Origin of the sequence: Pseudophaeobacter sp. EL27, from assembly GCF_900313025.1 — a bacterium.
In the GTDB taxonomy this organism is placed as follows: Bacteria; Pseudomonadota; Alphaproteobacteria; order Rhodobacterales; family Rhodobacteraceae; genus Pseudophaeobacter.
On the sequence record NZ_OMPQ01000005.1, the window covers coordinates 86491 to 111439 of the forward strand.

The following is a 24949-nucleotide window of genomic DNA, read 5'->3' on the forward strand; positions in this document are numbered from 1 at the left end:
GGGGCCGGCGACACCAGCGCAACCGGCCCCCAAGGCGTAAACTTCACTTGCACAAATTGCCCCCTCGGTCAGCCGGTCATGCGCATCGGCGCATCCCGGGTGATGCCACCAAAGGAGCGATCAAACCACTCTTGTGACATTTCCGGCGTTATTCCCGCCCGTTGCGCCACTCGGAGATAGGCCTGCACGTCATATTCCCAGAGGCCCAGACTGATCCGATCCCGACCTTCTCCAGCAGAGCTGATAATCTCGGGACTAAAGCCAAGACTGCGATAGATCCGCACCATGCGCCGATCAAACACCCCGGCAAAATGAGGAACAGAAAGGTTTCGCATGATCTCCAGCCCCGCAAGCGTCAAAGCACCGGCTACATTGCCCGAGGCATCACGCGACAGACAGAAGCGGGTACATTCCCAAATCAATGGGCTGGAAATCGGATTGCCGCCGGTCAGGTTATCAAAGATGTCATTCACCATTACCGGCCCGGTTGTTGGCAAAAACCGCATCGAGCCGCCATGGCTGCCGTCGGGCATTTCCCAGATCACATAGAGCGGATTCAACGCGTCATACTGATCGCGCTCCTCGCCCCTGTGATCCACCTGCACATCCCAGCCCAGCCGGGTTTGGAACTGATCAGCCCGATCCACAAACATCGAATGGGCAAGATCAGCATGGGTATTCAAGTCGCGTGCATAGACATAACGTAGCATTTCAGTTGTCCCCTTTTGCTAGAAATACAGGGGAAGCCTACGCCCTCGAAGCGAGTCCCCCCAAGGTTCAAGGAACCGCTAAAGGGGAATAGTGAACGCCGCTAAGTGCAAGTATTTGAAATTAGACGTTAGATAATTACCATGCCACAGCTCACTGCACGTGCAATGGCATGGGTGGTGTTCAGCGCACCGAGCTTATACCGGGCACTTTCGATATAGACCCGCAGGGTGTGCTCAGAAATCGACAGGGTTTGGGCCACCTGTGCCCGGCTATATCCGATACCCAAGAGGGTCAGCGCATCCAACTCGCGCGGGGATAAGGGCTGCGCCTGTTCTGGTGCGCGGTCCGGTTCAAACTCCAGCGCCTTGCGGTTGAAGTAATGCCCGATCAGGATCAAATCCCGGCTGTTATGTTCGGTGAATTTGTCCCAGGCTGCATCGTCGCAGTGATGGCTTACCGAGAACAAGGCGAACTGACCATTTGGACCACGAATGGGAATCGAATACCCCTGATTGCCAACCCCATGCTCCATCGCGGCGTCAAAGAATTCGCGCGCGGGTTTGGTTGACCAGTCAAGGCGGCGCCAATCCACCGGGTGAAAACGCTGATAGCAGCCCGAAACAACCGGATCGATCCGCGTGTAATTCTTTTCTTGATACAGCTGGGTCCAGGCATCGGAATAGGTGCCAAAATAGTAATGATCGCCTGCACTATCCACCCAATGGTACATCGCATGGTCGATGGCAAACACCCTGCAGATAGAGTCAATGATACTCTGCAGCCCCTCGAGGGTCTGTGTGGCATCCAATGCCGTCAGTATCTTGTCCAGCTCCGCCTTGGTCGCCATAATTCCATATCTCACCCCACCCCCCGCGCCAAAAGCACGATGTGGAGCCCCCTCCCAATTTCAGCACCTTTCTCTTCACTTATGCGACGCAGGTCAACGAAATCGTTGGCACTAAACCGCATTTCGTGCGCAAAACGCTCGAGATCAAATTAAAGTTGCATATCAAATTCAGCATTTAACTAGCAGCAGGTAGAACGGCGAAATTGCCTCCCCAAAGCTCCGCGCAGATTAGAATCAGCTACTGGAAAAAACCGGGCACCGCTTTCCCCGCAAAGAGGACCGCGATGCCCGGCTGATGTCTTGATCGGGCTAATTCGCCCGAGGCTTTTGGCTTACTTGCCCGCTTCGAGCACATCTTCCAGGGTGCGCAGCCCGGTTTTAGGGGCCTGAACCAGAACCGACATATTGCCTGGCTTGTGCTCGTTGCGCAGCATTTTCATATGCGCATCAGGCAGATCCGCCCAGGAGAAGACCTCGGACATGCAGGGGTCAAGGCGCCGCTCAACCATCAGCTTGTTCGCAGCAGCAGCCTGCTTCAGGTGGGCAAAATGCGAGCCCTGCAGACGCTTCTGGTGCATCCACATGTAGCGCACGTCGAAGGTCAGGTTGAAACCGGAAGTACCAGCGCAGATCACAACCATGCCGCCCTTTTTGCAAACGAAGGTCGAAACCGGGAAGGTCGCCTCGCCAGGGTGTTCAAACACCATGTCGACATTGTTGCCCTTGCCGGTGATTTCCCAGATGGCGGCGCCGAATTTGCGCGCCTCTTTGAACCATGCGGCATATTCCGGCGTGTTCACTGTGGGCATCTGTCCCCAGCAATTGAAATCTTTGCGGTTCAGCACGCCCTTGGCGCCCAGCCCCATGACAAAGTCACGCTTGCTCTCGTCCGAGATCACCCCAATGGCATTGGCACCGGCGGTGTTGATCAGCTGGATCGCATAGGAGCCCAGACCACCCGAAGCGCCCCAAACCAGAACATTCTGGCCAGGTTTCAGGTCGTGAGGCTCATGGCCGAACAGCATCCGGTAAGCGGTCGCCAGTGTCAGCGTGTAGCAGGCGCTTTCTTCCCAAGACAGGTGCTTGGGGCGTGGCATCAGCTGCTGAGCCTGGACATTGGTGAACTGGGCAAAAGACCCATCAGGAGTCTCATAGCCCCAGATCCGCTGGCTGGGAGAATACATCGGATCGCCACCGTTGCACTCCTCATCGTCGCCATCATCCTGGTTGCAGTGAATGACAACCTCATCACCGACTTTCCAACGCTTGACCTTGTCACCTACGGCCCAAACGATGCCCGAGGCATCGGAACCAGCAATGTGATAAGGGGCCTTGTGACCATCAAACGGCGAGATTGGTTTACCCAGGGAGGCCCAAACGCCGTTGTAGTTGACGCCAGCCGCCATCACCAGAACCAGCACATCGTGGCTGTCCAGCTCAGGAACCTCAACCACCTCCTGCAGCATCGCGCTGTCAGGTTCACCGTGGCGTTCCTTGCGGATGGTCCAAGCGTACATGTTTTTGGGAACATAGCCCATTGGGGGCATTTCACCGACCTCGTAAAGGTCCTTTTCGGGAGCTTCGTAAGACAGCGGTCCAGTTTGTGTGTCCAAAGCCATGGTGGCCTCCTCTTTCAAAGGTCGTTGCTGCGATGCAGAATCGCGGCTGCTCCCTGATGGATAAAAACAGCCGGGTAACATTGCAACCCCTCATGAGGTCATTTTGTAATTTTATGACTTCGCAGGCGCAGAAATTTCCGATGCAGTCGCAGCATCATCTGTAGCTCCAAGACCCAGAGGCCCCTCCGAAAGCAAATGCGCTACTGAGTTGGCATAGTAGCCTAGCAGCTCCAGCTTGGCCTGCACTGGCACCAGCAGCTCCTCCTTCTGCGTCACCAGCCCGCGCATCACCAAAATGCGCCGCGCCTCTTCTGCTGCGGTCGCCAGACTGGCGCTGTGATGATGAACGACAATTGATGGCATCTGTTTGCGCATTGCCGCCATATGCTGGTCTAGCGCTTCCACCCGCATGGCGCCGTGACGCAGCAGCAGCCAAGCCGCCAGTGGAACCGGCAGCACCGGCACAGCCACCCCAATCCGTGACATCAACTCAGTCGCAAGCGCGGTTGTCAGAGCGAGGGTCGGACCACCCGCTGGCTCGCGTGACGCTGTATCCCGTAGATCCAAACCGCCGTTTTCCTGCTGTCCCTTTGCAAACTCACGCAGGCTTAACGGAGCGCCAAAATTCACCGCAGCATAGCCAAAACGGTGATACCTGCCTGCCATCCACAACCAGAGCTGACGCAGGATGCGCGCCATGATGACACCGATTCGGGCCTTAAACCGGCGCTCACCCGCGCGGGCCGCAGATGTCAGGATGGTATCTTCCAAAACCCAGTCATAGTTCAGGGCCACCGGAACAAAGACCACATCGCGCCCCTGCGGGTCCGCGGCATCAACGCTGCCCGCCTCTACGATGTACTTCAACAGCCCCAGCTTTGGCTCCGCCAGAGCCCCATCCAGGCTCAGGCCTCCTTCGGGAAACATTGCCTGCGTGGCCCCGCCCTGGGTGGCCAAGCGCATGTAGGCCGACAACACCCGCCGGTAGAGGTCATTTCGGGATTTTCGCCTAATAAAATAGGCGCCCATAGCCTTGATCAACCGCGACAGTGGCCAGACCCGCGCCCACTCCCCCACCGCATAGGACAGTGCCGAACGGCGCGCCGCCAGATAGGTCACCAGGACATAATCCATATTGGAGCGGTGGTTCATCACAAAGACCAGCGTTGCATTGGGGTCCAACTGACGCAGCGCCGCCTCGTCCTGGTAGCCAAGACGCACACGATAGATGGCGTTTGAGAGCCAGCGGGCGGCACGTATGGCAAAGCCAAAATAGGCAAAAGCAGAAAAGCTCGGCACGATCTCGCGGGCATAGCGACGGGCTTGCTCAAAGGCGACGTTTTCAGGGATGCCCTCCGCGGCCGCGTGGCGCGCAATCGCCCGTGCGACCTCAGGATCATAGATCAGACGTTGGATCATATCGTAGCGGCGTGTCAGCTTGAACGGCTCAATCGGTCGCTCCAGACGCGTGTTCAACCGGGCCACGGCCCGCTCGAACCGACGGCGAAAGAACCAGCGCACCGATGGGAACAGAAAATGCGAAGCAAAGGTGACCGCTGCAAACAGCAGGATCAGCACCAGTAGCCAAAGAGGAAGCTCAACACTACGCGTCATTGGCAAAACCTACAGGAATAGATTGCGCAGGAAAAGCATACTACTCCGGAAGGCACTGCTTTCAAATCTTTGAAATTCCTTGCTCAATCATCACCTCTTCGTGATAGGCTATCATTAGCTCCGCGCCCATTGGGAGCCCCTGGGAGCCCGCTTCTAGACAAATATGAAGGGAAATGATTGTCATGAACCGTAGAACCATCTTCAAATCTGCTTTGGCTGCAATTGTGGCCTCCACCATCGCTCTGCCAGCTGCTGCGTTGGACCGACGGGTCACCATCGTGAACGACACCAATTACACGATCATGGAATTTTATGGCTCCAACAAGGGCACTGATTCCTGGGAAGAGGATATTCTTGGGCGTGATGTTCTGCGGCCTGGCCAACGCGTTCGCATCGATTTTGATGATGGGACTGGCTACTGCAAGTTCGATTTCAAAGCGATTTTTGACGATGATGACGTGCTGGTGGCACGCGATATCAATATCTGCAAAATCGGCACCTATACCTACAACTAACAGGCCACGCAGCCGAGTCGCCCTCCCGGCGGCCCAGGGTGCAAAGCTGCCCAGCTAAGCTTCAAAAGCACGTCTTTGCTTGGCAAAGGCGTGTTTTTTGCTTTTCTCGCACGAATTGCCGCAACGCAGCGAATTGACATCGGTCGAAAATTGCAGTCTAGATCTCGCTGACGAAATATAATTACCGACTAGACAACGCGAGGCTCTCCATGTCGCAGATGCAGAATGACCGCAAAACTGATCGTCCTTGGCTGATCCGGACCTATGCCGGCCACTCCACTGCCGAGGCCTCCAACGCGCTGTACCGCTCTAACCTCGCCAAGGGGCAAACCGGTCTGTCGGTGGCTTTCGATCTGCCCACCCAGACCGGCTATGACAGCGATCATGTGCTGGCGCGCGGCGAAGTCGGCAAGGTTGGTGTTCCCATCGGTCATCTGGGCGATATGCGCAGCCTGTTCGACCAGATCCCGCTGGAGCAGATGAACACCTCGATGACCATCAATGCCACGGCGCCCTGGCTGCTGTCGCTCTATATTGCTGCCGCCGAGGAGCAAGGCGCCGATGTCAGCAAGTTGCAGGGCACGGTACAAAACGATCTGATCAAGGAATATCTGAGCCGCGGCACCTATATCTGCCCACCCAAGCCAAGCCTCAAGATGATCGCGGATGTGGCCGAGTATTGCTACACCAATGTTCCGAAATGGAACCCGATGAATGTCTGCTCCTACCACCTGCAAGAGGCCGGAGCGACGCCGGAACAAGAACTGGCCTTTGCCCTTGCCACCGCGCAGGCGGTTCTGGATGAGCTGAAGCCGCGTATTGCTCCCGAAGATTTTCCGGCGCTGGTTGGGCGGATTTCCTTCTTTGTGAATGCTGGCATCCGTTTTGTCACAGAAATGTGCAAGATGCGCGCCTTTGTCGACCTCTGGGATGAGATCTGCCGCGACCGTTACGGGGTTGAAGAGTCCAAATTCCGCCGATTCCGCTATGGGGTGCAGGTGAACTCGCTGGGATTGACCGAGCAGCAGCCGGAAAACAATGTCTACCGCATCCTAATCGAGATGCTGGCAGTGACCCTGTCCAAGAAGGCCCGTGCGCGTGCGGTGCAGCTGCCTGCCTGGAACGAAGCTCTTGGTCTGCCCCGTCCCTGGGATCAGCAATGGTCGATGAGGATGCAACAGATCCTGGCCTATGAAACCGATCTTCTGGAGTATGAAGACCTGTTTGAGGGCAACCCGGCCGTCGACAAGAAAGTCGAGGCCCTGAAAGAAGGCGCCCGTGCCGAACTGGCCAACCTGCAATCCATGGGCGGCGCTGTCGCCTCGATCGAGTACATGAAATCCCGCCTGGTGGATTCCAACGCCGAGCGCCTGAACCGCATTGAGCGCAACGAGACCGTTGTGGTGGGTGTGAATCGCTGGACCGAGGGTGAACCTTCGCCGCTGCAGACCGAGGATGGCGGCATCATGGTGGTTGATCCAGCTGTAGAGCAGGAACAGATCTCTCGCCTCAACGCTTGGCGCGCCACGCGCGACAATGACGCCGTTGCAGCGGCTCTGGCCGGTCTGCGCGCCGCCGCTCGCGAAGGCAGCAATATCATGGAGCCCTCGATCAAGGCCGCCAAGGCAGGCGTCACCACCGGAGAATGGGCAGAAGAGATGCGCAAAGTGCACGGCACTTACCGCGGCCCCACCGGCGTGTCCGGTTCTCCGTCGAACAAAACCGAAGGCCTGGATGATCTGCGTGAGGCGGTCAATGCAGTCTCAGACCAACTCGGCCGCCGGTTGAAGTTTGTGGTCGGCAAGCCCGGTCTTGATGGCCATTCAAATGGCGCCGAACAAATCGCTTTCCGCGCCCGTGATTGCGGCATGGATATCACCTATGATGGTATCCGCATGACGCCGGAGGAACTGGTCTCACAGGCGCAGGATGATGGTGCACATGTTGTTGGCCTCTCCATCCTCTCCGGGAGCCACCTGCCCCTGGTCGAGGAATTGATGCAACGTATGCAGGAGTCCGATCTTGGGCATATCCCCGTTGTGGTTGGCGGCATCATTCCGGATGAGGATGCGGAAAAATTGAATAAAATGGGAGTCGCTCGCGTTTACACGCCAAAAGATTTTGAATTAAACACAATCATGGCGGACATTATCAAACTATCGCAGCCCTCCTAGATTGCTCTAACACGCTTATTTACCAAAATACCCCAGCCAAGTTAAGAATTTGGCTGGATTTTTTTGTTTGTTTTGGCATTAAGACATATAACGCAACAATTCGTGTGCGATATCTCAACTCGGAGTGTCAAAATGAGCTTTAACCTTTCGGAAATGTCCCGCAAAGAGCTTTTGGAATTAAAAACCGGCATAGATGAAGCCCTGAAAGAAGCGGAACAGCGCGAGCGGAAAGAAGCCATCAAAGCGGCTGAAGAAGCTGCGGCCAAGTTTGGATTTTCCCTGGATGAAATTGCCGGCCAGGCAAAGGCCAGCGGCAAGAAGCAAAAAGCTGCCGCAAAGTATCGCAACCCCCACAACCCAGAGGAAACCTGGAGTGGCCGTGGTCGCAAACCACATTGGGTGCATTCCGCCATCACCTCTGGTATGGATATCTCTGACCTGGAAATCTGATCCAGTAACAGGAGACATCAATGACCATTCATATCGGCGCTCAAAAGGGCGATATTGCAGAAACTGTTCTGATGCCTGGCGACCCCTATCGGGCCAAATGGGCGGCAGAGAATTTCTTGCAAGACGCACAACTGGTAAACGAAGTGCGCGGAATGCTTGGTTATACCGGTAGCTGGAATGGCCATCGGGTTACAATTCAGGGCAGCGGCATGGGAATGCCCTCCCTATCTATCTACGCAAATGAATTGATCCGTGATTTTGGCGCAAAGACACTGATCCGTATCGGCTCATGTGGCGGTATGCAGCCGCAGGTCAAATTGCGTGATGTTATTCTGGCAATGACGGCCACCACCCTTGGCTCGCCATCCCAGAGCATCTTCAAGGAACTGAATTTTGCCCCCTCGGCAGATTGGTCTCTTTTGCAGGCGGCCGCCCAGGCGGCACAATCGCGCGATATCGGCACTCATGTGGGGGGCATCTATTCCTCCGACACCTTTTATGACGAACGTGCCGATCTGAGCGAGCAGATGGTGCGGCATGGCATTCTTGGCGTCGAGATGGAGGGCGCCGAACTCTATACTCTGGCGGCACGCTACCAGTGCCGCGCCCTGGCTGTCCTTACGGTCTCTGACCACCTGGGCACCGGCGAGGCCCTGCCCTCAGATCAGCGCGAGCGCAGCTTTGGCGATATGGTCGAAATTGCTCTGGAAGCTGCCTTCGCCTGACACATTGTCGGCAGCTGGGCGCGCACGCCCCGCTCTAAACTAATCTAGACAAAACACCAAAGGCGGCCCAAGCGGTCGCCTATTGCTTTTCTGACATCTCATATGGCGCTTCGCCGCGTTCTGCGATGACGCAGCGCGTCGCCCTGGCGGCGCGCTGCCGGGCCCAAGGGGGGCCGCCGCATCTCTGATGCGGCACAGGCCCTGCGCGGGAGCTCCCCCCTTTCTGGGTCAGCCTCTATCGGCCGTGACTTTGGTCGTAACCATTGAGACCTGGACTTTGCCAGCCCTTCAACGCCTCCTCCTCCGGGGCAAAAACCTCCACCAGCAGCGGATAACAAGCCGCAGTATCGCTGGAGTGTTCAGACCCGCAATCCCCACCCGGGCAGGCGCTCAAGGCCCCCAGCAGCGGGATTTCGGCAAAGAACTCAAGAAAATCACCGGGGTGCACCGGGCTTTGCTTCATAAAATACTGCCCGGTATCGCGGGTAAAGCCGGTACACATAAAGACGTTGAGCACATCATGCACATGGGGCTCCGCCTCTGCCAGGCTGATGCCCATATGGTCGGCCAGGGCACGGGTCAGGTTGGAATGGCAACAGTGGTGGTACTGGCTACCCGCCAACAGATTACCCGTGTAGGGATCGCAGCGGGTGCCGATAACGTCATGCACCGAGCCACCAAATTCATCCATCCCGTACCAACCCAGACTGTCCTCAATGATCGTCGCCATGGGGCGCATCGCAGGGAAGCTGGTCCACATCCGCTCGCCGGTCGTAATGTGGGTGCCATGCAGGGCGCGGGTCTTGCCGGAATAAAACCGCTCGGACAGGTCATCCCGGTTCCACAGGTTCAGATCCCCCACCTGCGGCCCCTCGACCGAGGTGATCCGAAAGAAATGCCCCGCGGGCACCTCAAAACAGGCAGCATCGCGGGCAGGCACCAAAACTTCACCCGTTTTGACCGCCGCCCCTCGGGCTGCCTGGTACAGTGCAAGATCCGGCACCGGCAGCGTTTCATTGGGATAGCAGATCACCGGTTTTACAGCGCGGCGCGCCGCCGCATCCGCTGGTGCCTGAGGGGATGAGTGAGCCATGAATGAACCTTTCCTTGTTTGGTTCATCTAGGCCCTTTTCCCAAAGCCAGCGCAAGCCTGTTCAGGCTGGACGCGCTCACGACCCCGTCAGGATATCCAAGGACTCACAGCGGACCCGCAGCGAACAAGTGCCTACAGGCGTCCCCGCAAACAATCGCGGGGCTCCGTTGCGCCGGATTTCACCGCATCACAACTGGTGCAGCGCCATTGGTTCTGGCTGCGCTCCTGGCGCCAGCGGCAGTCACGAGTGAGGGTGGTCGTTTTGCGACGGTAGATGAAATAGGCAAAAACACCGGTAAGCAGAAGCAAGAGAAGAATAGGCATGCCAGTCCTGTAGAGCTTGTGATGTGTCAGCTCAAACAAAAACCTCCGAACCGAGGGAGCTCGGAGGTTTTTGTAAAACGCGGGGCCCTATCAGGCGGCGTCGTAATAGGGCACAAAACCCTCAGTCCGGCCGCTGTCCTTGCTCTGGGTCAGTGCCTCTGGGGTGAAATAGGCCCAGGCCTGTTCCAGATCCTGCAAAGCCGCCTCTGCTTTGGCGGCGGCAGCGGTATTGGGCAGATATTCTACGGTCTTCATCGTCTGGTATCCTGATCGGTTTGAAACCTCTCCCTTGGTCAGAACATAGGCGCGTCAGAGCCAGACAACATCGGACAAAAATGCAGTCTCGCCATGCGTTTAGTGCAGTGCTTGCCCCCCCTGCGAACAAAATACCCCCGGGCAGTTTCCTGCCCGGGGGTCCAAAATCATACTGTCTGACGCCAGAAGGCCGCGACAGATCAGACGGCGCGATCAACCATCATATGTTTGATATGCGCGATCGCCTCGGCTGGGTTCAGACCCTTTGGGCAGGTCTTGGTGCAGTTCATGATGGTGTGGCAGCGATAGAGCTTGAAGGGGTCTTCCAGCTGGTCCAGACGCTCAGGCGTGGCCTCATCGCGGCTGTCGATGATCCAGCGATAGGCGTGCAGCAAGGCTGCTGGCCCAAGGTATTTATCGCCGTTCCACCAGTAGCTCGGACAAGAGGTCGAGCAGCTGGCGCACATCACACATTCATAAAGACCATCAAGCTTCTTGCGGTCCTCGATCGACTGGCGCCATTCCTTGGCGGGCGCGTTGGTCTTGGTCTCCAACCAGGGCATGATCGAGGCATGCTGGGCGTAGAAATGGGTGAGATCCGGGATCAGATCCTTGACCACTGGCATATGCGGCAGCGGGTAGATTTTGACGTCACCCTTGACCTCATCCAGCCCGTAGATACAGGCCAGCGTGTTGATGCCGTCAACGTTCATGGCGCAGGAGCCACAGATGCCTTCGCGGCAGGACCGGCGGAAGGTCAGCGTTGGATCGATCTCATTTTTGATCTTGATCAGCGCATCCAGGATCATCGGACCACATTTGTCCATATCGAGGAAATAGGTATCCACCTGCGGGTTCTTGCCGTCGTCCGGGTTCCAGCGATAGATCTTGAACTTGCGCACGTTTGTCGCGCCGTCGGGCTTGGGCCACGTCTTTCCCGTGGTGATCTTGGAATTTTTCGGAAGTGCGAATTCGACCATAGATCGTTCTCCTTGCTTAGCTGCCTGTCACGCCAGGGACCAGGGCCCCGGACTGACAGGAGATCGGATGGAACGGCTGGACCCAAAGGCCCCTCCGAAACTTAAATGGTGCCGCAGCTGCGGCAGATGTTTGGCGCGGGGCAAGGAAAGGAGCAATCATAGGCTCTCTCCCTGCGGCAATGGCTGTTGCTGGGCAATGGTTTTTAGATAGGCGGCGTCCTCTGGAAACACCGCCTCCAGCTCAGTCAGCAAGTCCTGATCGCGGGCGGCCAGGTGAAGCAGCGCCTGATATTCAGCATCGCCGCGCATCTGCTGCCAACGCTTGTCGGTTTCCAGCTCAGCCGCCGAACTCGCCTGTTTCTGGAAGGAGGAGCCACCGCCATAAGATTGCACCTCACCAAGGCTGTTGTCATGCTGTCCCAGTCCCAGCTGTTGCAACAACTGTGCCCGGTAATCCGCACTGCCTGTCCAGCGGTCATAGCAGATGGCCACCAGCCCCAATTCCTGGGCCTGACGCACCAGCCCCAACAGCCGGATATAGCTGTCCATGGTGCGCAAAACGATACCGTTGCGCCGTACCAGCGTGTAGCCGGGATTGCCCTGGATCTTCTTCAAAAGCGAGGCGGTCCAGTTCAGAAAACTCCGATAGATCAGAACATTATGCGAAAACAATGCCTCATTAAAGGCACCAGAAGGCTGTCGCGACAGGTTAAACTCGGCCGGGCTGGTATCCTCATAAGAGACCAGAAACAGCGCACCGTCCCCGGCATCCCGCGTCACTGAGGGCAGGTCACGTTTGGCCTGTTTTTGCGAAGCATGGGCCCCGTTGACCTCGATCCCGCGCGAGTTCTGCAGGGGATCAGTGCCCGGTTTGCAATTGTTCAAGAACACCGACCGGCTGACGGGTGCATTGCGCTGCAGCCAAGACAGGATGGCGTGATTGCCAGATCGACGCATCCCAAAGGCTCGCAGGCTAACCGCTGGTGTCAGCCCAAGCCTCTGCCATTCACTTGGCATCGAAACATCCAGCGCAGCGGCCATCAGACAGTCCCCTCCGAAGGGAAAAAGCTATCAGCAAATATACTTTGGACCAATCCAGTCATTCTAATCGTCTCCTTGCAAAGAAGAGCGAATTGTGGAGCCGTCTTTCAGAAAGAGCAGTGCCCGTTCTTGTTCGGCTGCAGTCAGTTGCTGCCAGATCGCAGCATCACCCGGCATCAAAGCATATTGGCTCGGAAGGGGATAGCGGCCGTTTCGATCTCGCTGCACAGGTACGGAGGGCGACTGTGTCGGCCTAGTCGAACGTCCGGCGGACAGGCCACCACCAACCGAAATCAGACATTCCTGATATCGGCGTTCATAGACCCCTTTGGAAATTCCAACGCCGATCGCCACCCCAATCGGGTGACCTCCAGAAGAACCAGCTTGGCGTATCCGTTGCTTGGCGGCATCATAGTCTTCGCGGCACTCTTGCGCTGTAGTCGGAGTCCGACCCTGCTCTGGTGGCGCAGAACATCCTGCGACGCCCGCCACCAGACAGAGAACCCCAAAGAGCCGCCTCTTGGCCATCTTAGAAGGTCCGCGCTTTGGGTGCGATCTTGGCCAGGCTGATACCGCCTTCGTCTTCGGTGGTCAGGCGATCCAGAATGACCGGACGATAGGTCAAATCGACCTTTGTATCCTCAACCCGGCTAACGGTATGCACGCGCCAGTTTTCGTCATCGCGCGTGCTGTAATCCTCATGCGCATGGGCACCACGGCTTTCGCGGCGCGCCTCAGCACCGTGGATGGTGGCCAGGGCGTTTGGCATCAGGTTGGCCAGTTCCAGCGTTTCCATCAGATCCGAGTTCCAGACCAGCGAGCGATCGGTGACTTTGAGGTCATCCATCTTGCCCGCGATTGCGGTCATCTTCTCGACACCTTCTTTCAGCGACTTATCGGTGCGGAACACCGCCGCATCAGACTGCATGGTCCGCTGCATTTCCAGACGCAGATCCGCCGTGGCAATGCCGCCACTAGCGTTGCGCAAGCCATCAAAGCGATCAAAGGCCTTATCAACCGACGCCTGGTTCAGGGTTGGGTTGGGCGCTTCGGCGTCGACGATCTTACCCGCACGGATCGCCGCAGCACGACCAAAGACCACAAGGTCAATCAGCGAGTTGGAGCCAAGACGGTTGGCGCCATGCACCGAAGCACAGCCCGCTTCGCCCACGGCCATCAGGCCAGGCACAGTACCGGTTGGGTCTTCGGCGGTTGGGTTCAGCACTTCGCCCCAATAGTTGGTTGGAATGCCGCCCATGTTGTAGTGCACCGTTGGCAGAACCGGGATTGGCTCTTTGGTGACATCAACACCGGCAAAGATCTTGGCACTTTCGGAAATCCCCGGCAGACGCTCAGCCAGAGCCTCAGGCGGCAGGTGGCTGAGGTTCAGGTGGATATGGTCGCCATCGGCGCCAACACCACGGCCTTCGCGGATCTCCATGGTCATCGAGCGTGACACGTAATCGCGCGGGGCGAGGTCTTTGTACTGGGGCGCATAGCGCTCCATGAACCGCTCGCCCTCAGAATTGGTCAGATAGCCGCCTTCGCCGCGCGCACCCTCGGTGATCAGACAGCCGGAGCCGTAGATGCCGGTGGGATGGAACTGGACAAATTCCATATCCTGCAGCGCCAGACCGGCGCGGGCCACCATGCCACCACCGTCACCGGTGCAGGTATGGGCCGAAGTGGCCGAGAAGAAGGCACGGCCATAGCCGCCCGTGGCCAGAACAACCATCTTGGCGTTGAAGACATGCATGGTACCGTCATCAAGCTTCCAGCAGACAACACCCTGGCATTCGCCCTCATCCGACATGATCAGGTCGATGGCAAAATACTCGATGTAGAACTCGGCATTGTTCTTCAGCGACTGACCATAGAGCGTGTGCAGAATAGCGTGGCCTGTCCGGTCGGCAGCAGCACAGGTCCGCTGCACGGCGGGGCCTTCGCCAAACTCGGTGGTGTGGCCCCCAAAGGGACGCTGGTAGATTTTGCCCTCTTCGGTGCGGCTGAAGGGCACACCGTAGTGCTCCAGCTCATAAACCGCCTTGGGGGCTTCGCGGGCGAGGTATTCCATCGCATCCGTATCACCCAGCCAGTCTGAGCCCTTGACGGTGTCATACATATGCCACTGCCAATTGTCCGGCCCCATATTGCTGAGCGAAGCGGCAATGCCACCCTGCGCCGCAACCGTATGAGAGCGGGTTGGGAAAACCTTGGTTACACAGGCCGTGCGCAGGCCCTGTTCGGCCATGCCCAGCGTTGCGCGCAGACCGGCACCGCCGGCACCCACGACCACGACGTCATAGTCATGCGTCTCGTATTCGTATGCAGCCATATTTCTTGTCCCTTACAGCGCGATCTTGGCCAGGGCAAAAACCCCGGTGGCGATTGTGGCGTAGCTGAGGCCGATCACAAACATGATCAGCGCTTTACGCATGGAGCCACGCGCATAGTCTTCGATCATCATTTGCGCGCCCTTGTTGAAATGCATCACGCCAACAAACAGCGTGAGCCCGGTCAAGATTGCCGGGAAGGGGCGTGCAAAAGTGGCCAAGACCTCTTCCTGCGTGCCGCCAATGGCAGATCCAACGATATAGATGAAAGCCGGAACCAGAAAGGCCAGCGACACAGCGCTCACCTGCATGTACCAGTGATGATGGGTGCCGGTGCCAGAGGCCCCTTTACCTACAGCGCGTTTACGAGCGGTCAGATAACGCATGTTGTGCTCCTTAAACCACGATCACGGTAATAACGGTGAGGACGACCGAACCGATCATCATGCCCCAGCCCAGTTTCTCGGCTGTTTCGATGTCCAGCCCGTGACCGGCATCAAAATACAGGTGACGCAGCCCGGCGAGGAAGTGATACCAGATGCCAAGCGTCGAGAGCACCAGCACGATATCGCCAAACCAGGAGGTCATCACCCCGTTGGCTGTGGCAAAATAGGCAGGCGAGGTCGCCGCCGCGAGGAGCCACCAGACGATCAACATCACCGAGATGATCAGCGCGTTGCCTGTGATCCGGGTGAGGATCGAGGATAGCGCGGTCATCTGCGGGCGATAGATCGACAAATGCGGCGAAAGCGGGCGATTGCCCCGATTTACATCGGCCATGTTGGCTCCTTTCCAGTTAGCTGACGACGTTTTAGCGGATTTTTACGTCCTGTCACGCAAACAGCGGGTAAATTTCTGCGGTTATTTGACCTGTTTTGCAAAAAAACACATTTCGTGATCACAGGTAACCACCCAGTGATCACAAAATTGTCTTACTAAAATTGTTTTGCAGAATCAGCCCTCCCTAGTGCGATTTCCTGTGGCTCCTCCTCTGGGTCGCCAATTGCACGCTGCATGAAGGCGCGATCAATCGGCTGATGAACAGGTGGGCCAAAGGCGGTTTTGCGGGCCACCTCGCGGACCAGTTTGCGGCGGATCTTTTCCGGATAGTCGCGAAAACTGCGGGCGGTTTCGACAAAGGCGCCTTCGCCCTCGATCACATGCTCATAGAAATAGGCGGTGAGTTCAGGCTCGCTTTGCTCAATTGCGATGGCATTCACAGTGACATCAGCCTGCCGCATCATGCGCTTCAGCGTGGCAGGTTCCACCCCCTCGTTTGACGGCCCGTCGCCTGAAAGATCAATCACCCGCCGCTTACAGTCTGGCCCCTCGGTGATCTGGGTCAACCCCAGTAAAAGCGCCTCGCCCAGCGCGGTGGAATAATTACGCCAGGGGCGTGGAGCGGCCTCAACCGCCCGTGCCAGGGCCTCGACCTCCTCAAAGGTGCGGGTTGGGGTCCAGGGGATAGAAATCTCCTGCCGCGCCTGCCCCGACCACTGGATCAGGGTCACCTGAGCCTGCGCCCGCACCAGCGCCTCGGAGACCACACCATCACGCAGCCCAGCCGCCAGACCATCCATCTGGATCCGGTATTCGGTGGCATCCACCGAGCCCGAGACATCCACCGCCAAAACCAGCGCCAGATCGCAGGCCAGCCCCGGCAGGGGCAGCAGCGAGATCAGTCCAGCAAAGAGTTGGCCCGGGATCCTCATGAGAGAACCCTAAGATGGAAATTCCCGCGCCGTCACCCCCTTTTGACGACCAACACAAAGCTGTGAGCCTCAGCACCTGCCCTGTCAGCAAAAAGCCCCACGCAAATGCGCAGGGCTTCGCAATCCGATCAACACATCACGGCGCGGGTTACTTTGGCATCAAAGCCCAGTAGTCCAGATCCAGCAGCACATCGGGCAGGTATTTGCCATCCTCGCCCTTCAACGCAAAGGGATCGCCGCCCTTGGTGGCAACCAGACGCAGGCGGATGGCGCCAACGCCGGGGGCGTCGGTATCGGCCTTGTCGAGCACCTCGGACCAGGCGCGGATGGTGGTGCCCGACAGACAGGGATTGGCATGGGCGCCGCCGTTGAGACCGACAATCATCTGCGCATTGGCCAAGCCGTTAAAGGACAGGGCCCGCGCCATGGAGATAACATGGCCGCCATAAATCAGGCGGGTGCCATCGGGGCGGGCGGTATTGTCAAAATGCACCTTGGCGGTGTTCTGCCACAGGCGGGTGGCCAGCATATGCTCGGCCTCTTCAATGGTGACGCCATCAACGTGGTTGATGGTCTCGCCGACCTCATAATCGCCCCAGCGATGGGCCTCACCCGCCAAGGCAAAATCGTAGTCAGAGAAATCCAGCCCTGCAGGCACCACCAGCTGATCAGCGGGGATGACCTTTGCCAAGTCCGGCAGCACAGTTTCCGGTGCAGGGGCGTCCAGATCCCCTTTGCGCACCATGACCCAGCGGACATATTCCATCACGGTCTCGTCGCGCTGGTTCAGACCCTTGGTGCGCACATAGACCACACCGGATTTGCCATTGGAGTTCTGCTTGACGCCAATCACTTCGCTCACCGAGCGCAGCGTGTCGCCTTCATAGACTGGCAAGAGCCAGCGCCCCTCGGCATAGCCAAGATTGGCCACCGCGTTCAGCGAAACGTCAGGGACGGTCTTGCCAAAGACGATGTGAAAGGCCGCCAGATCATCCAGCGGTGATTTGGGCAGACCAGAGCGGCGGGCAAATTCATCGGAAGAATAAAGCGCATGACGCGCCGGATAGAGCGCATGATACATGGCACGCTCGCCGCCCGAAACGGTGCGGGGCACCGCATGGGTGATCACATCCCCCAGGGCATAGTCTTCGAAAAATCGGCCTGCATTTGTCTTTGCCGCGCTGGTCTTACTCATCAATGTGCTCCCAGTTTTGTCTCGGGTGTGTAGGTGCCATCCACCTCTTTCACCACCGATTGACCGCAGCGCATGATGCCTTTGACGGGATCAAAGGTCTGGGTGGGGCTACCGTATAGCTCCCAACCCTTGTTCAGCGCATCAGTCACCTTGTGGCAGAATGCGGATGTGTCGTCTTCGCTCAGGAAACGGTAAAGTTTCATGGCTCAACCCCCAGGAAAGGGTGAGGGGCCAAGCAGCCCGTGGATGTAACCAATCACGCCCATCAAGATAACAGAGGCCACCAGGAACATGGCGTCCTTGGCAATGCTGCCCTTGGGGTTCGGGGTCCAGTTGGATTCGGATTTGTTGATCACCAGTTTTTGGGTGATCGACCAGGCCCAGAGACCGCCAAAGAGCACAAAGGACGCCGGATCCCAATTGACCAGCAGGTGGGCAATCGCCCAGAGACCAAAGCCAGTCAGCATCGGGTGACGCATCTTGTAAAAGATCGCCCCCTTGGCAGGGCCGGGGCTCATGAAATAGATCGCAATCAGCACCAGCAGGTTATTGATATGCTGGAAAAAGGGCGGATAGAGCCCCAGTTCATAGCTTTCGGCCGAGCGATAGCCCAGAACCATCAGTACAATACTGGCAACGATAGCAATGGCGACGAGCCCCTTGCCCTTGTCGCCCATTGGTTCACGGATGCCGGGGGCGACGCGCTTGAACAGATGCGCGCCCCACCACAGCAGGATGCCTAGGACCAGAAGTGTCATGTCAGTCTCCCATAGATGTTAACTTGGTTAACACCTAGGCCGAAATCGCAGCGATTGCATCCGCTTTTGCGAGAATTTCCCGTGCGGTCACCACATGAAGATTTTCGACAATCTTCCCGTCCACTACTGCAACGCCCTGACCGGAGGCCTCAACCTCTTCAAAGGCAGCAATCTGGCGGCGGGCCAGATCAATCTCATCTGCGCTGGGGGCAAAGGCCTCATTGGCAACCGCGACCTGCGCTGGGTGGATCAGGGTCTTGCCATCAAAGCCCATGTCGCGGCCCTGAGTGCTTTCAACCATCAGACCCTCGTCATCCTTGAAGGCATTATAGACGCCATCCACGATGATCAGCCCTTCGGCCTTGGCCGCCAGCAGGCACAGACCCAGCCCCGCCATCATCGGCAGACGATCGGCGCGGAAGCGGGTTTGCAGCTCCTTGGCCAGGTCATTGGTGCCCATGACCATGCCCTGCAGTTTGGGATGCGCGGCGATTTCAGCAGCATTCAACATGCCCCGTGGGGTCTCCATCATCGCCCAAAGCGGCTTGTCGCCGGTGATCTCTGCCAGGGCATCCAGATCCCCAGCGCTGGAAACCTTGGGCAGCAGCACCGCGTCACAATCCATCGCGGCAGCGGCCTTGGCGTCTTCCTTACCCCAGGGCGTATCAAAGCCGTTGATCCGCACAATCCTGACACGCGCACCATAACCGCCCTCAGCCAGGGCCGCCGCCAACGTGTCGCGCGCGTTTTCCTTTTCCTCAACCGAGACCGCATCCTCGAGATCAAAGATCACCGCATCCACGGGCAGGGTTTTGGCCTTTTCCAAGGCGCGGGGCTTGGAGCCAGGGATGTAGAGTACCGAACGATAAGGGCGGGTGCGCGGATCCATCAGGAAGTCTCCAGGTTATTTTGTTGCGCAAACGGGTATAGATTCGGGCGAAAACTTTCAAGGGCATTCATGCCGCATCGCAGAATCGACCTGACGACACCTCCAAACCACCCCAGCTAACCCACCTTTGAAAAACGATATTTCCCCCGTAGTTTTTCTTCTCTCCTATTGGCTCGGCAGATTAACTATTTTTCAAACCCTCCTTGGCACAATTTTTATATCGCAGCGGCCAACTGGCCTGGGATCACCGCAGCCCCAAACGCCCTATTTATAAGGGTCAGGGCCAAGCACCGTTCCGCTCCTGCGAGGGCAAAAGCCCGTTAAGGAAAGACCGGGCCAAAGGCTCGCATAACCATTACGTCAACCAAAACCGGCCCCGATCTGACGGGTTCGAAAGGGAGGTCTCGCGACCGCTCTCTCTCAGGTCAGCCGTTCCGCATAGGGTAAAACCCAAGGAGAAGACGATGTTTAGAACTGTACTTGGCCTGTCTGCACTGGGCTTTACCGCGAGCCTTATGGCCGCCACCCCCGCACTGGCCCAGGGCCGCAACTGCGCACCGCGCGAAGTGGTCGTTGAGCGCCTCGCCTCGAAATATGGCGAAAGCCGTCAGGCCATTGGCATTGGCCAGCAGGGCATGGTCATGGAGACTTTTGCCTCAGCTGAAAGCGGCAGCTGGACCATCACAGTGACCATGCCCACCGGCATGACCTGCCTCATGGCTTCCGGCCAGTCCTTCGAGGCCCTGGCCGAAGCCGTGCCGACTGTAGATAATGACGCCTGATCGCCTAGGCGCCTCACACCGGCAGATCACTAGAGAAGTCTGGCGCGCATAGGGCGCGCCTGCCCTTCCCAGTCTATCTTCGCAGAGGTCACTTACAGGGTCTGCCTGACAAAACCCCTGCCAAATAGCCCCCTGATGTGCCGCTCAAGCTCTGGTTCCAGCCCGCCAGCTGACCTCAACTGACCTGCTCTGCACCACACTGCCTCCGGCAATTACGGTGCCAGAATCGACGCCCTCCCCTTGCTTTCACTAAGGCCCTGCGATGGGGTGAACCCCTGTGACAGCGCTGCAAATGCGACCGCCCCGATCACAAATGCGAAAAACATATCAACAAGTGTAACAAGAGTTGATTGCCGCATAGGCCTTATTTGCAAGCCTTTTTGCACACCCCGCTCCTCAAAGCCCGGTCACTGCCCCCGTTATGCCGCAGCGCAGAACACTTGCGCGGGCGCGCCTGAGGGCGTAGGCATCCCCCCAATTTCAACCGGACCGGAGAGAAATCCCCATGGCCAGACCCAAGATCGCGCTTATTGGCGCAGGCAACATCGGCGGCACGCTCGCCCATCTCGCAGCAATCAAAGAACTGGGCGACGTCGTTCTGTTTGACATCGCTGACGGCCTTCCCCAGGGCAAGGCGCTCGACATCGCCCAATCCGGCCCTGTTGAGAAAATCGACGCAGCCATGTCCGGCTCGAGCGATTATTCCGCCATTGCTGGCGCAGATGTCTGCATCGTGACCGCAGGTGTTGCCCGCAAGCCAGGCATGAGCCGTGATGACCTGCTGGGCATCAACCTGAAAGTGATGAAATCCGTTGGCGAAGGCATTGCAGCCCACGCGCCAGACGCCTTTGTCATCTGCATCACCAACCCGCTGGACGCAATGGTCTGGGCGCTGCAGAAATTCTCTGGCCTGCCCACCAACAAGGTCTGCGGCATGGCTGGCGTGCTGGACTCTGCCCGTTTCCGCCACTTCCTGGCCGAAGAATTCAACGTCTCCATGCGCGACGTAACCGCCTTTGTTCTGGGCGGCCACGGCGACACCATGGTGCCATCCGTGCGTTACTCCACCGTTGGCGGCATCCCCCTGCCCGACCTGATCGACATGGGTTGGACCACCCAGGAGAAACTGGACGCCATGGTTCAGCGTACCCGTGATGGTGGCGCCGAAATCGTTGGCCTGCTGAAAACCGGTTCCGCCTTCTATGCGCCGGCCGCCTCGGCGATCGAAATGGCCGAAGCCTACCTGAAAGACCAGAAGCGCGTTCTGCCCTGCGCCGCCTACTGTGATGGCGACCTTGGCGTCAACGACATGTATGTCGGCGTGCCCACCGTGATCGGCGCCGGCGGTGTTGAGCGTGTGGTGAACATCAAGCTCAACAAAGACGAGCAGGAAATGTTCGACACTTCCGTTGCAGCGGTTCAGGGTCTGGTTGACGCCTGCAAAGGTATCGACGGCTCGCTGAACTGATATCTGCCGCGATTTGATCGCAGCCAAAACCATCATGCACGCTCCCATCGGGGCGTGCATTTTCTTTTGTACGCCCCCGTCCAACCCCGCAATCAGCGGCGGGGGCGACGTGGCCACCCTCTCCAGGGTCGGTGCCTTGCCAAGAGTGTCGTTTTTGACCTGACGTTGAGTAACGAATCAATTGAATTGGCCATTTGCAAATTTGTGATCACACCCCCGAAAGCCGTGATCACAAAAACCGAAAATCTTCATCATTTCTCTGTGAGACGTCAGAAAAGCCTTTAAACATTTGGCATATGACGGCGTTATGACAGAGATTATTGAAGCCAGACGGGACAGTTTCTCATGAACATCCACGAATATCAGGCCAAGGCCCTCCTTCGCAGCTACGGAGCGCCAGTTTCCGACGGTCGCATCGTACTGAAGGCCGACGAAGCCAAAACCGCAGCAGGTGAGCTTGACGGCCCACTTTGGGTGGTAAAAGCGCAGATCCATGCCGGCGGTCGCGGCAAGGGCTCCTTCAAAGAAGCCGATGCCGGTGAAAAAGGCGGTGTCCGCCTGACCAAATCGGTTGAAGAGGCCTCGGAAGAAGCCAAAAAGATGCTGGGCCGCACCCTGGTCACACATCAGACCGGCCCAGTGGGCAAACAGGTCAACCGCATCTATATCGAAGCGGGCTCGGGCATTCAGACCGAACTCTACCTGGCGCTGCTGGTGGATCGCCAGACCTCGCGCATCTCCTTTGTCTGCTCGACTGAAGGCGGCATGGACATCGAAGAGGTTGCCGCTGCAACCCCTGAGAAAATCCTCTCCTTCTCGGTTGATCCGGCCACCGGCTATCAGGCTTTCCACGGCCGTCGCATCGCCTTCTCGCTCGGCCTTGAGGGCGTGCAGATCAAGCAGTGCGTCAAACTGATGGGCCAGCTGTACCAAGCCTTCACCGACAAAGACATGGAGATGCTGGAAATCAACCCGCTGATCGTGTCGGACACCGGTGATCTGAAAGTGCTCGACGCCAAGGTCAGCTTTGACGGCAACGCCATGTACCGCCACCCCGATGTGGCTGAGCTGCGCGACACCACCGAAGAAGACTCCAAAGAGCTGGAAGCCTCCAAGTATGACCTGAACTATATCGCGCTTGACGGTGAGATCGGTTGCATGGTGAACGGCGCGGGTCTGGCGATGGCCACCATGGACATCATCAAACTCTACGGTGCTGAGCCCGCAAACTTCCTCGACGTTGGCGGCGGCGCCACCAAAGAGAAAGTCACCGAGGCTTTCAAGATCATCACCTCTGATCCACAGGTCAAAGGCATCCTAGTCAACATCTTCGGCGGCATCATGCGCTGCGATGTGATTGCCGAGGGTGTCGTTGCCGCGGTCAAGGAAGTTGGCCTGCAGGTTCCGCTGGTGGTGCGTCTTGAGGGCACCAATGTGGAAGCCGGCAAAGAGATCATCAACACCTCTGGTCTTGACGTGATCGCCGCCGACAACCTGTCCGATGGCGCCGAGAAAATCGTCAAAGCGGTTAAGGGTTGAGAACCGGACGTGGCACTGGATCAGCGACAAATAAATCGACCTTGTCCCGCCTGTGAGAGTGAGGCCGCGACCTTGGTTCCGACCTACTCTCCGGAGCCTTGGAACATCGTGTGCTGTAATTCATGCCAGTTTGTCTATCTTGGAAATCCGCCTGCCTATGAAGCGTTGGAAGAGGATTTTGCCTGGGAAAAAACCTATGAGGCCAAGAAAACGGTTTCAAAGGGATCCACCCCTTTCTCTCCCATGGCCCGCAAACTGCGGGGTCACCTGGGGATGTATCGGGACAAGACCCAACAATTTCGCAAATGGTTCAATGACGGTGCCGTGCTCGACATCGGTTGTGGCTGGGGCCAACGCATCCAGCCGCCGATGACACCACACGGGATCGAGCTGTCAGTGGCGATGCATCGCCATGCCGACGGTTGGATGCGTCAGCACGGAGGTTACTGCCTGCACGGGCCAGGCGCCGAAGCGATCTGGGACTTCCCCGAAGAGCATTTTGACGGTGTTGTCATGTTCTCCTATCTCGAACATGAAACAGCCGTTCTTCCGGTGCTCAAGGGGGCGCATCGCACGCTCAAACCAACCGGTGCAGTTTTCATCCGGGTGCCGAACTATGCTTCTCTTAATCGCCGTGTGATCGGGCCAAAATGGTGCGGTTTCCGCTATCCCGATCACGTCAACTACTTCACGCTGCAAAGCCTTAGTGATGTCGCCGCGCGCGCAGGGTTCACCACCCATCTGGTGAACAAGTTCTCGCTGCCGGTGGACGACAATATCACGGTGCTTTTGCGCAAAACCAACTCTTAAGCAAGGACCAGACTCATGGCAGTCCTCATCGACGAAAATACCAAGGTTATCTGTCAAGGCTTTACCGGCTCGCAGGGCACCTTTCACTCTGAACAGGCCATTGCCTATGGCACCAAAATGGTTGGCGGTGTGACCCCGGGCAAGGGCGGCGTAGACCACCTTGGCCTGCCGGTCTTCAACTCCGTGCACGAAGCCAAACACGTGACCGAAGCCAATGCTTCCGTCATCTACGTGCCGCCCCCCTTTGCCGCCGACTCGATCCTCGAAGCCATTGATGCTGAGATGGAACTGATCGTCTGCATCACCGAGGGCATCCCGGTGCTGGACATGATGCGTGTTCAGCGCGCGCTGGAAGGCTCGAAATCGCGCCTGATCGGCCCTAACTGCCCCGGCGTGATCACCCCGGATGCCTGCAAGATCGGCATTATGCCCGGCCATATTCACAAACGCGGGAGCGTGGGTGTTGTATCGCGCTCCGGCACCCTAACCTATGAAGCTGTGAAACAGACTTCTGACATTGGTTTGGGCCAGTCTTCGGCCGTGGGCATTGGTGGCGACCCCATCAAAGGCACCGAGCATATCGACGTGCTGGACCTGTTCCTGGACGATGATGAAACAGAATCCATCATCATGATCGGTGAAATCGGCGGCTCTGCCGAAGAAGAAGCCGCCGAGTTCCTCGCCGAGCAGCGCAAAAAGGGCCGTTGGAAGCCTGTTGCTGGCTTTATCGCAGGTCGTACAGCCCCTCCCGGCCGCCGCATGGGCCACGCTGGCGCGATTGTTGCCGGTGGCAAAGGTGGTGCCGAGGATAAGATCGAAGCGATGAAAGCCGCTGGCATCGTTGTCGCCGAAAGCCCTGCGGGCCTGGGCGAAGCCGTGCTGAAAGCGATCAAAGGCTAAAGAATACCAGCCGGGGCGAAGAAATCGCCCCGGCCTACCCACTCGAAAACGGCAGGCAGACATGACGCAGGCACCCAAATTTCTGGGCTTTCGAAACGAACAACAGGTAACTGCAGGCCTGTCGACCGGCCGTGCCGCGCGCACGCCTTCTGCAGAAATCTCCGTAAGCATTGCGAAACACATCTGCCCTATACCCTTCGGTCAAAGCAATTTGC

The 24949-nt window shown here is 57.7% G+C and carries 27 protein-coding genes; 9 read left to right on the forward strand and 18 right to left on the reverse strand.

Annotation, left to right across the window (positions count from 1 at the left end; genetic code table 11):
• Positions 1 to 68: 68 nt before the first annotated feature.
• The 4 genes from ED661_RS03320 to ED661_RS03335 form a co-directional block, all read right to left on the reverse strand.
• Positions 69 to 710 carry an acyl-homoserine-lactone synthase gene (locus tag ED661_RS03320; protein WP_122072533.1) on the reverse strand — a complete coding sequence of 214 codons (642 nt, stop codon included), beginning with the start codon at positions 708 to 710 and terminating at the stop codon, positions 69 to 71.
• Between the two features lie 128 nt (positions 711 to 838).
• Entirely contained in the window at positions 839 to 1558 is a 720-nt protein-coding gene (locus ED661_RS03325) for a LuxR family transcriptional regulator (protein WP_122072534.1), read from the reverse strand.
• A gap of 332 nt (positions 1559 to 1890) precedes the next feature.
• The gene (gene ccrA, locus ED661_RS03330) at positions 1891 to 3177 is read right to left on the reverse strand and encodes a crotonyl-CoA carboxylase/reductase (RefSeq protein WP_122072690.1); all 1287 of its coding nucleotides are present in this window, start codon (positions 3175 to 3177) and stop codon (positions 1891 to 1893) included.
• Between the two features lie 111 nt (positions 3178 to 3288).
• Positions 3289 to 4791 carry a 1-acyl-sn-glycerol-3-phosphate acyltransferase gene (locus ED661_RS03335; protein ID WP_122072535.1) on the reverse strand — a complete coding sequence of 501 codons (1503 nt, stop codon included), beginning with the start codon at positions 4789 to 4791 and terminating at the stop codon, positions 3289 to 3291.
• 182 nt (positions 4792 to 4973) lie between these two features.
• On the opposite strand from ED661_RS03335, the gene ED661_RS03340 reads away from it, so the two are divergent.
• From ED661_RS03340 to deoD, 4 genes are all read left to right on the forward strand, one after another.
• Positions 4974 to 5306, forward strand: coding sequence for a hypothetical protein (locus ED661_RS03340; RefSeq protein WP_254054760.1), 333 nt, complete (start codon positions 4974 to 4976; stop codon positions 5304 to 5306).
• A gap of 209 nt (positions 5307 to 5515) precedes the next feature.
• Positions 5516 to 7480, forward strand: a complete 1965-nt coding sequence (locus ED661_RS03345) for a protein meaA (RefSeq protein ID WP_122072537.1) — start codon at positions 5516 to 5518, stop codon at positions 7478 to 7480.
• A 132-nt stretch (positions 7481 to 7612) separates the two neighbouring features.
• A complete protein-coding gene (locus ED661_RS03350) occupies positions 7613 to 7930 on the forward strand; it encodes an H-NS family nucleoid-associated regulatory protein (protein WP_122072538.1) in 318 nt (105 codons plus the stop codon).
• Between the two features lie 20 nt (positions 7931 to 7950).
• Positions 7951 to 8655, forward strand: coding sequence for a purine-nucleoside phosphorylase (gene deoD / locus ED661_RS03355; protein WP_122072539.1), 705 nt, complete (start codon positions 7951 to 7953; stop codon positions 8653 to 8655).
• 235 nt (positions 8656 to 8890) lie between these two features.
• Here deoD and ED661_RS03360 read toward each other — a convergent pair whose 3' ends face one another.
• From ED661_RS03360 to ED661_RS03415, 14 genes are all read right to left on the reverse strand, one after another.
• Complete coding sequence (locus ED661_RS03360) at positions 8891 to 9748, reverse strand: DUF1989 domain-containing protein (RefSeq protein ID WP_122072540.1); 858 nt, start codon at positions 9746 to 9748, stop codon at positions 8891 to 8893.
• A 132-nt stretch (positions 9749 to 9880) separates the two neighbouring features.
• The gene (locus tag ED661_RS03365; protein ID WP_122072541.1) at positions 9881 to 10072 is read right to left on the reverse strand and encodes a hypothetical protein; all 192 of its coding nucleotides are present in this window, start codon (positions 10070 to 10072) and stop codon (positions 9881 to 9883) included.
• 90 nt (positions 10073 to 10162) lie between these two features.
• Positions 10163 to 10327: a hypothetical protein gene (locus ED661_RS21805; protein WP_162930017.1), complete on the reverse strand. Its 165-nt coding sequence runs from the start codon at positions 10325 to 10327 to the stop codon at positions 10163 to 10165.
• Between the two features lie 200 nt (positions 10328 to 10527).
• Positions 10528 to 11307, reverse strand: coding sequence for a succinate dehydrogenase iron-sulfur subunit (locus ED661_RS03370; RefSeq protein ID WP_027241497.1), 780 nt, complete (start codon positions 11305 to 11307; stop codon positions 10528 to 10530).
• 156 nt (positions 11308 to 11463) lie between these two features.
• A complete protein-coding gene (locus ED661_RS03375) occupies positions 11464 to 12348 on the reverse strand; it encodes a hypothetical protein (protein WP_122072542.1) in 885 nt (294 codons plus the stop codon).
• Positions 12349 to 12411: 63 nt separating this feature from the next.
• Positions 12412 to 12876: a hypothetical protein gene (locus tag ED661_RS21810; RefSeq protein WP_162930018.1), complete on the reverse strand. Its 465-nt coding sequence runs from the start codon at positions 12874 to 12876 to the stop codon at positions 12412 to 12414.
• A gap of 1 nt (position 12877) precedes the next feature.
• A complete protein-coding gene (gene sdhA / locus ED661_RS03380; RefSeq protein ID WP_122072543.1) occupies positions 12878 to 14683 on the reverse strand; it encodes a succinate dehydrogenase flavoprotein subunit in 1806 nt (601 codons plus the stop codon).
• A 12-nt stretch (positions 14684 to 14695) separates the two neighbouring features.
• A complete protein-coding gene (sdhD, locus tag ED661_RS03385; RefSeq protein ID WP_122072544.1) occupies positions 14696 to 15067 on the reverse strand; it encodes a succinate dehydrogenase, hydrophobic membrane anchor protein in 372 nt (123 codons plus the stop codon).
• A gap of 10 nt (positions 15068 to 15077) precedes the next feature.
• Complete coding sequence (gene sdhC, locus ED661_RS03390; RefSeq protein ID WP_122072545.1) at positions 15078 to 15461, reverse strand: succinate dehydrogenase, cytochrome b556 subunit; 384 nt, start codon at positions 15459 to 15461, stop codon at positions 15078 to 15080.
• A gap of 155 nt (positions 15462 to 15616) precedes the next feature.
• Positions 15617 to 16393 carry a DUF1194 domain-containing protein gene (locus ED661_RS03395; protein WP_122072546.1) on the reverse strand — a complete coding sequence of 259 codons (777 nt, stop codon included), beginning with the start codon at positions 16391 to 16393 and terminating at the stop codon, positions 15617 to 15619.
• 148 nt (positions 16394 to 16541) lie between these two features.
• Positions 16542 to 17588, reverse strand: coding sequence for a MaoC family dehydratase (locus ED661_RS03400; protein WP_122072547.1), 1047 nt, complete (start codon positions 17586 to 17588; stop codon positions 16542 to 16544).
• A complete protein-coding gene (locus tag ED661_RS03405) occupies positions 17588 to 17791 on the reverse strand; it encodes a DUF1737 domain-containing protein (protein ID WP_005623868.1) in 204 nt (67 codons plus the stop codon). The genes ED661_RS03400 and ED661_RS03405 overlap by 1 nt, the downstream gene beginning before the upstream one ends.
• A 3-nt stretch (positions 17792 to 17794) precedes the next feature.
• Positions 17795 to 18346, reverse strand: coding sequence for an NnrU family protein (locus tag ED661_RS03410; RefSeq protein WP_122072548.1), 552 nt, complete (start codon positions 18344 to 18346; stop codon positions 17795 to 17797).
• A 34-nt stretch (positions 18347 to 18380) separates the two neighbouring features.
• On the reverse strand, positions 18381 to 19235 hold the full coding sequence (locus tag ED661_RS03415; protein ID WP_122072549.1) for a CoA ester lyase: 855 nt from the start codon (positions 19233 to 19235) through the stop codon (positions 18381 to 18383).
• A 464-nt stretch (positions 19236 to 19699) separates the two neighbouring features.
• On the opposite strand from ED661_RS03415, the gene ED661_RS03420 reads away from it, so the two are divergent.
• From ED661_RS03420 to sucD, 5 genes are all read left to right on the forward strand, one after another.
• Positions 19700 to 20017 carry a hypothetical protein gene (locus ED661_RS03420; RefSeq protein WP_122072550.1) on the forward strand — a complete coding sequence of 106 codons (318 nt, stop codon included), beginning with the start codon at positions 19700 to 19702 and terminating at the stop codon, positions 20015 to 20017.
• Between the two features lie 505 nt (positions 20018 to 20522).
• Entirely contained in the window at positions 20523 to 21485 is a 963-nt protein-coding gene (gene mdh, locus ED661_RS03425) for a malate dehydrogenase (protein WP_122072551.1), read from the forward strand.
• A gap of 345 nt (positions 21486 to 21830) precedes the next feature.
• Positions 21831 to 23024, forward strand: a complete 1194-nt coding sequence (gene sucC / locus ED661_RS03430; protein ID WP_122072552.1) for an ADP-forming succinate--CoA ligase subunit beta — start codon at positions 21831 to 21833, stop codon at positions 23022 to 23024.
• 108 nt (positions 23025 to 23132) lie between these two features.
• Positions 23133 to 23834, forward strand: coding sequence for a class I SAM-dependent methyltransferase (locus tag ED661_RS03435; RefSeq protein WP_162930019.1), 702 nt, complete (start codon positions 23133 to 23135; stop codon positions 23832 to 23834).
• 15 nt (positions 23835 to 23849) lie between these two features.
• Positions 23850 to 24734, forward strand: a complete 885-nt coding sequence (sucD, locus tag ED661_RS03440) for a succinate--CoA ligase subunit alpha (RefSeq protein WP_122072554.1) — start codon at positions 23850 to 23852, stop codon at positions 24732 to 24734.
• The last annotated feature ends 215 nt before the right edge of the window (positions 24735 to 24949 follow it).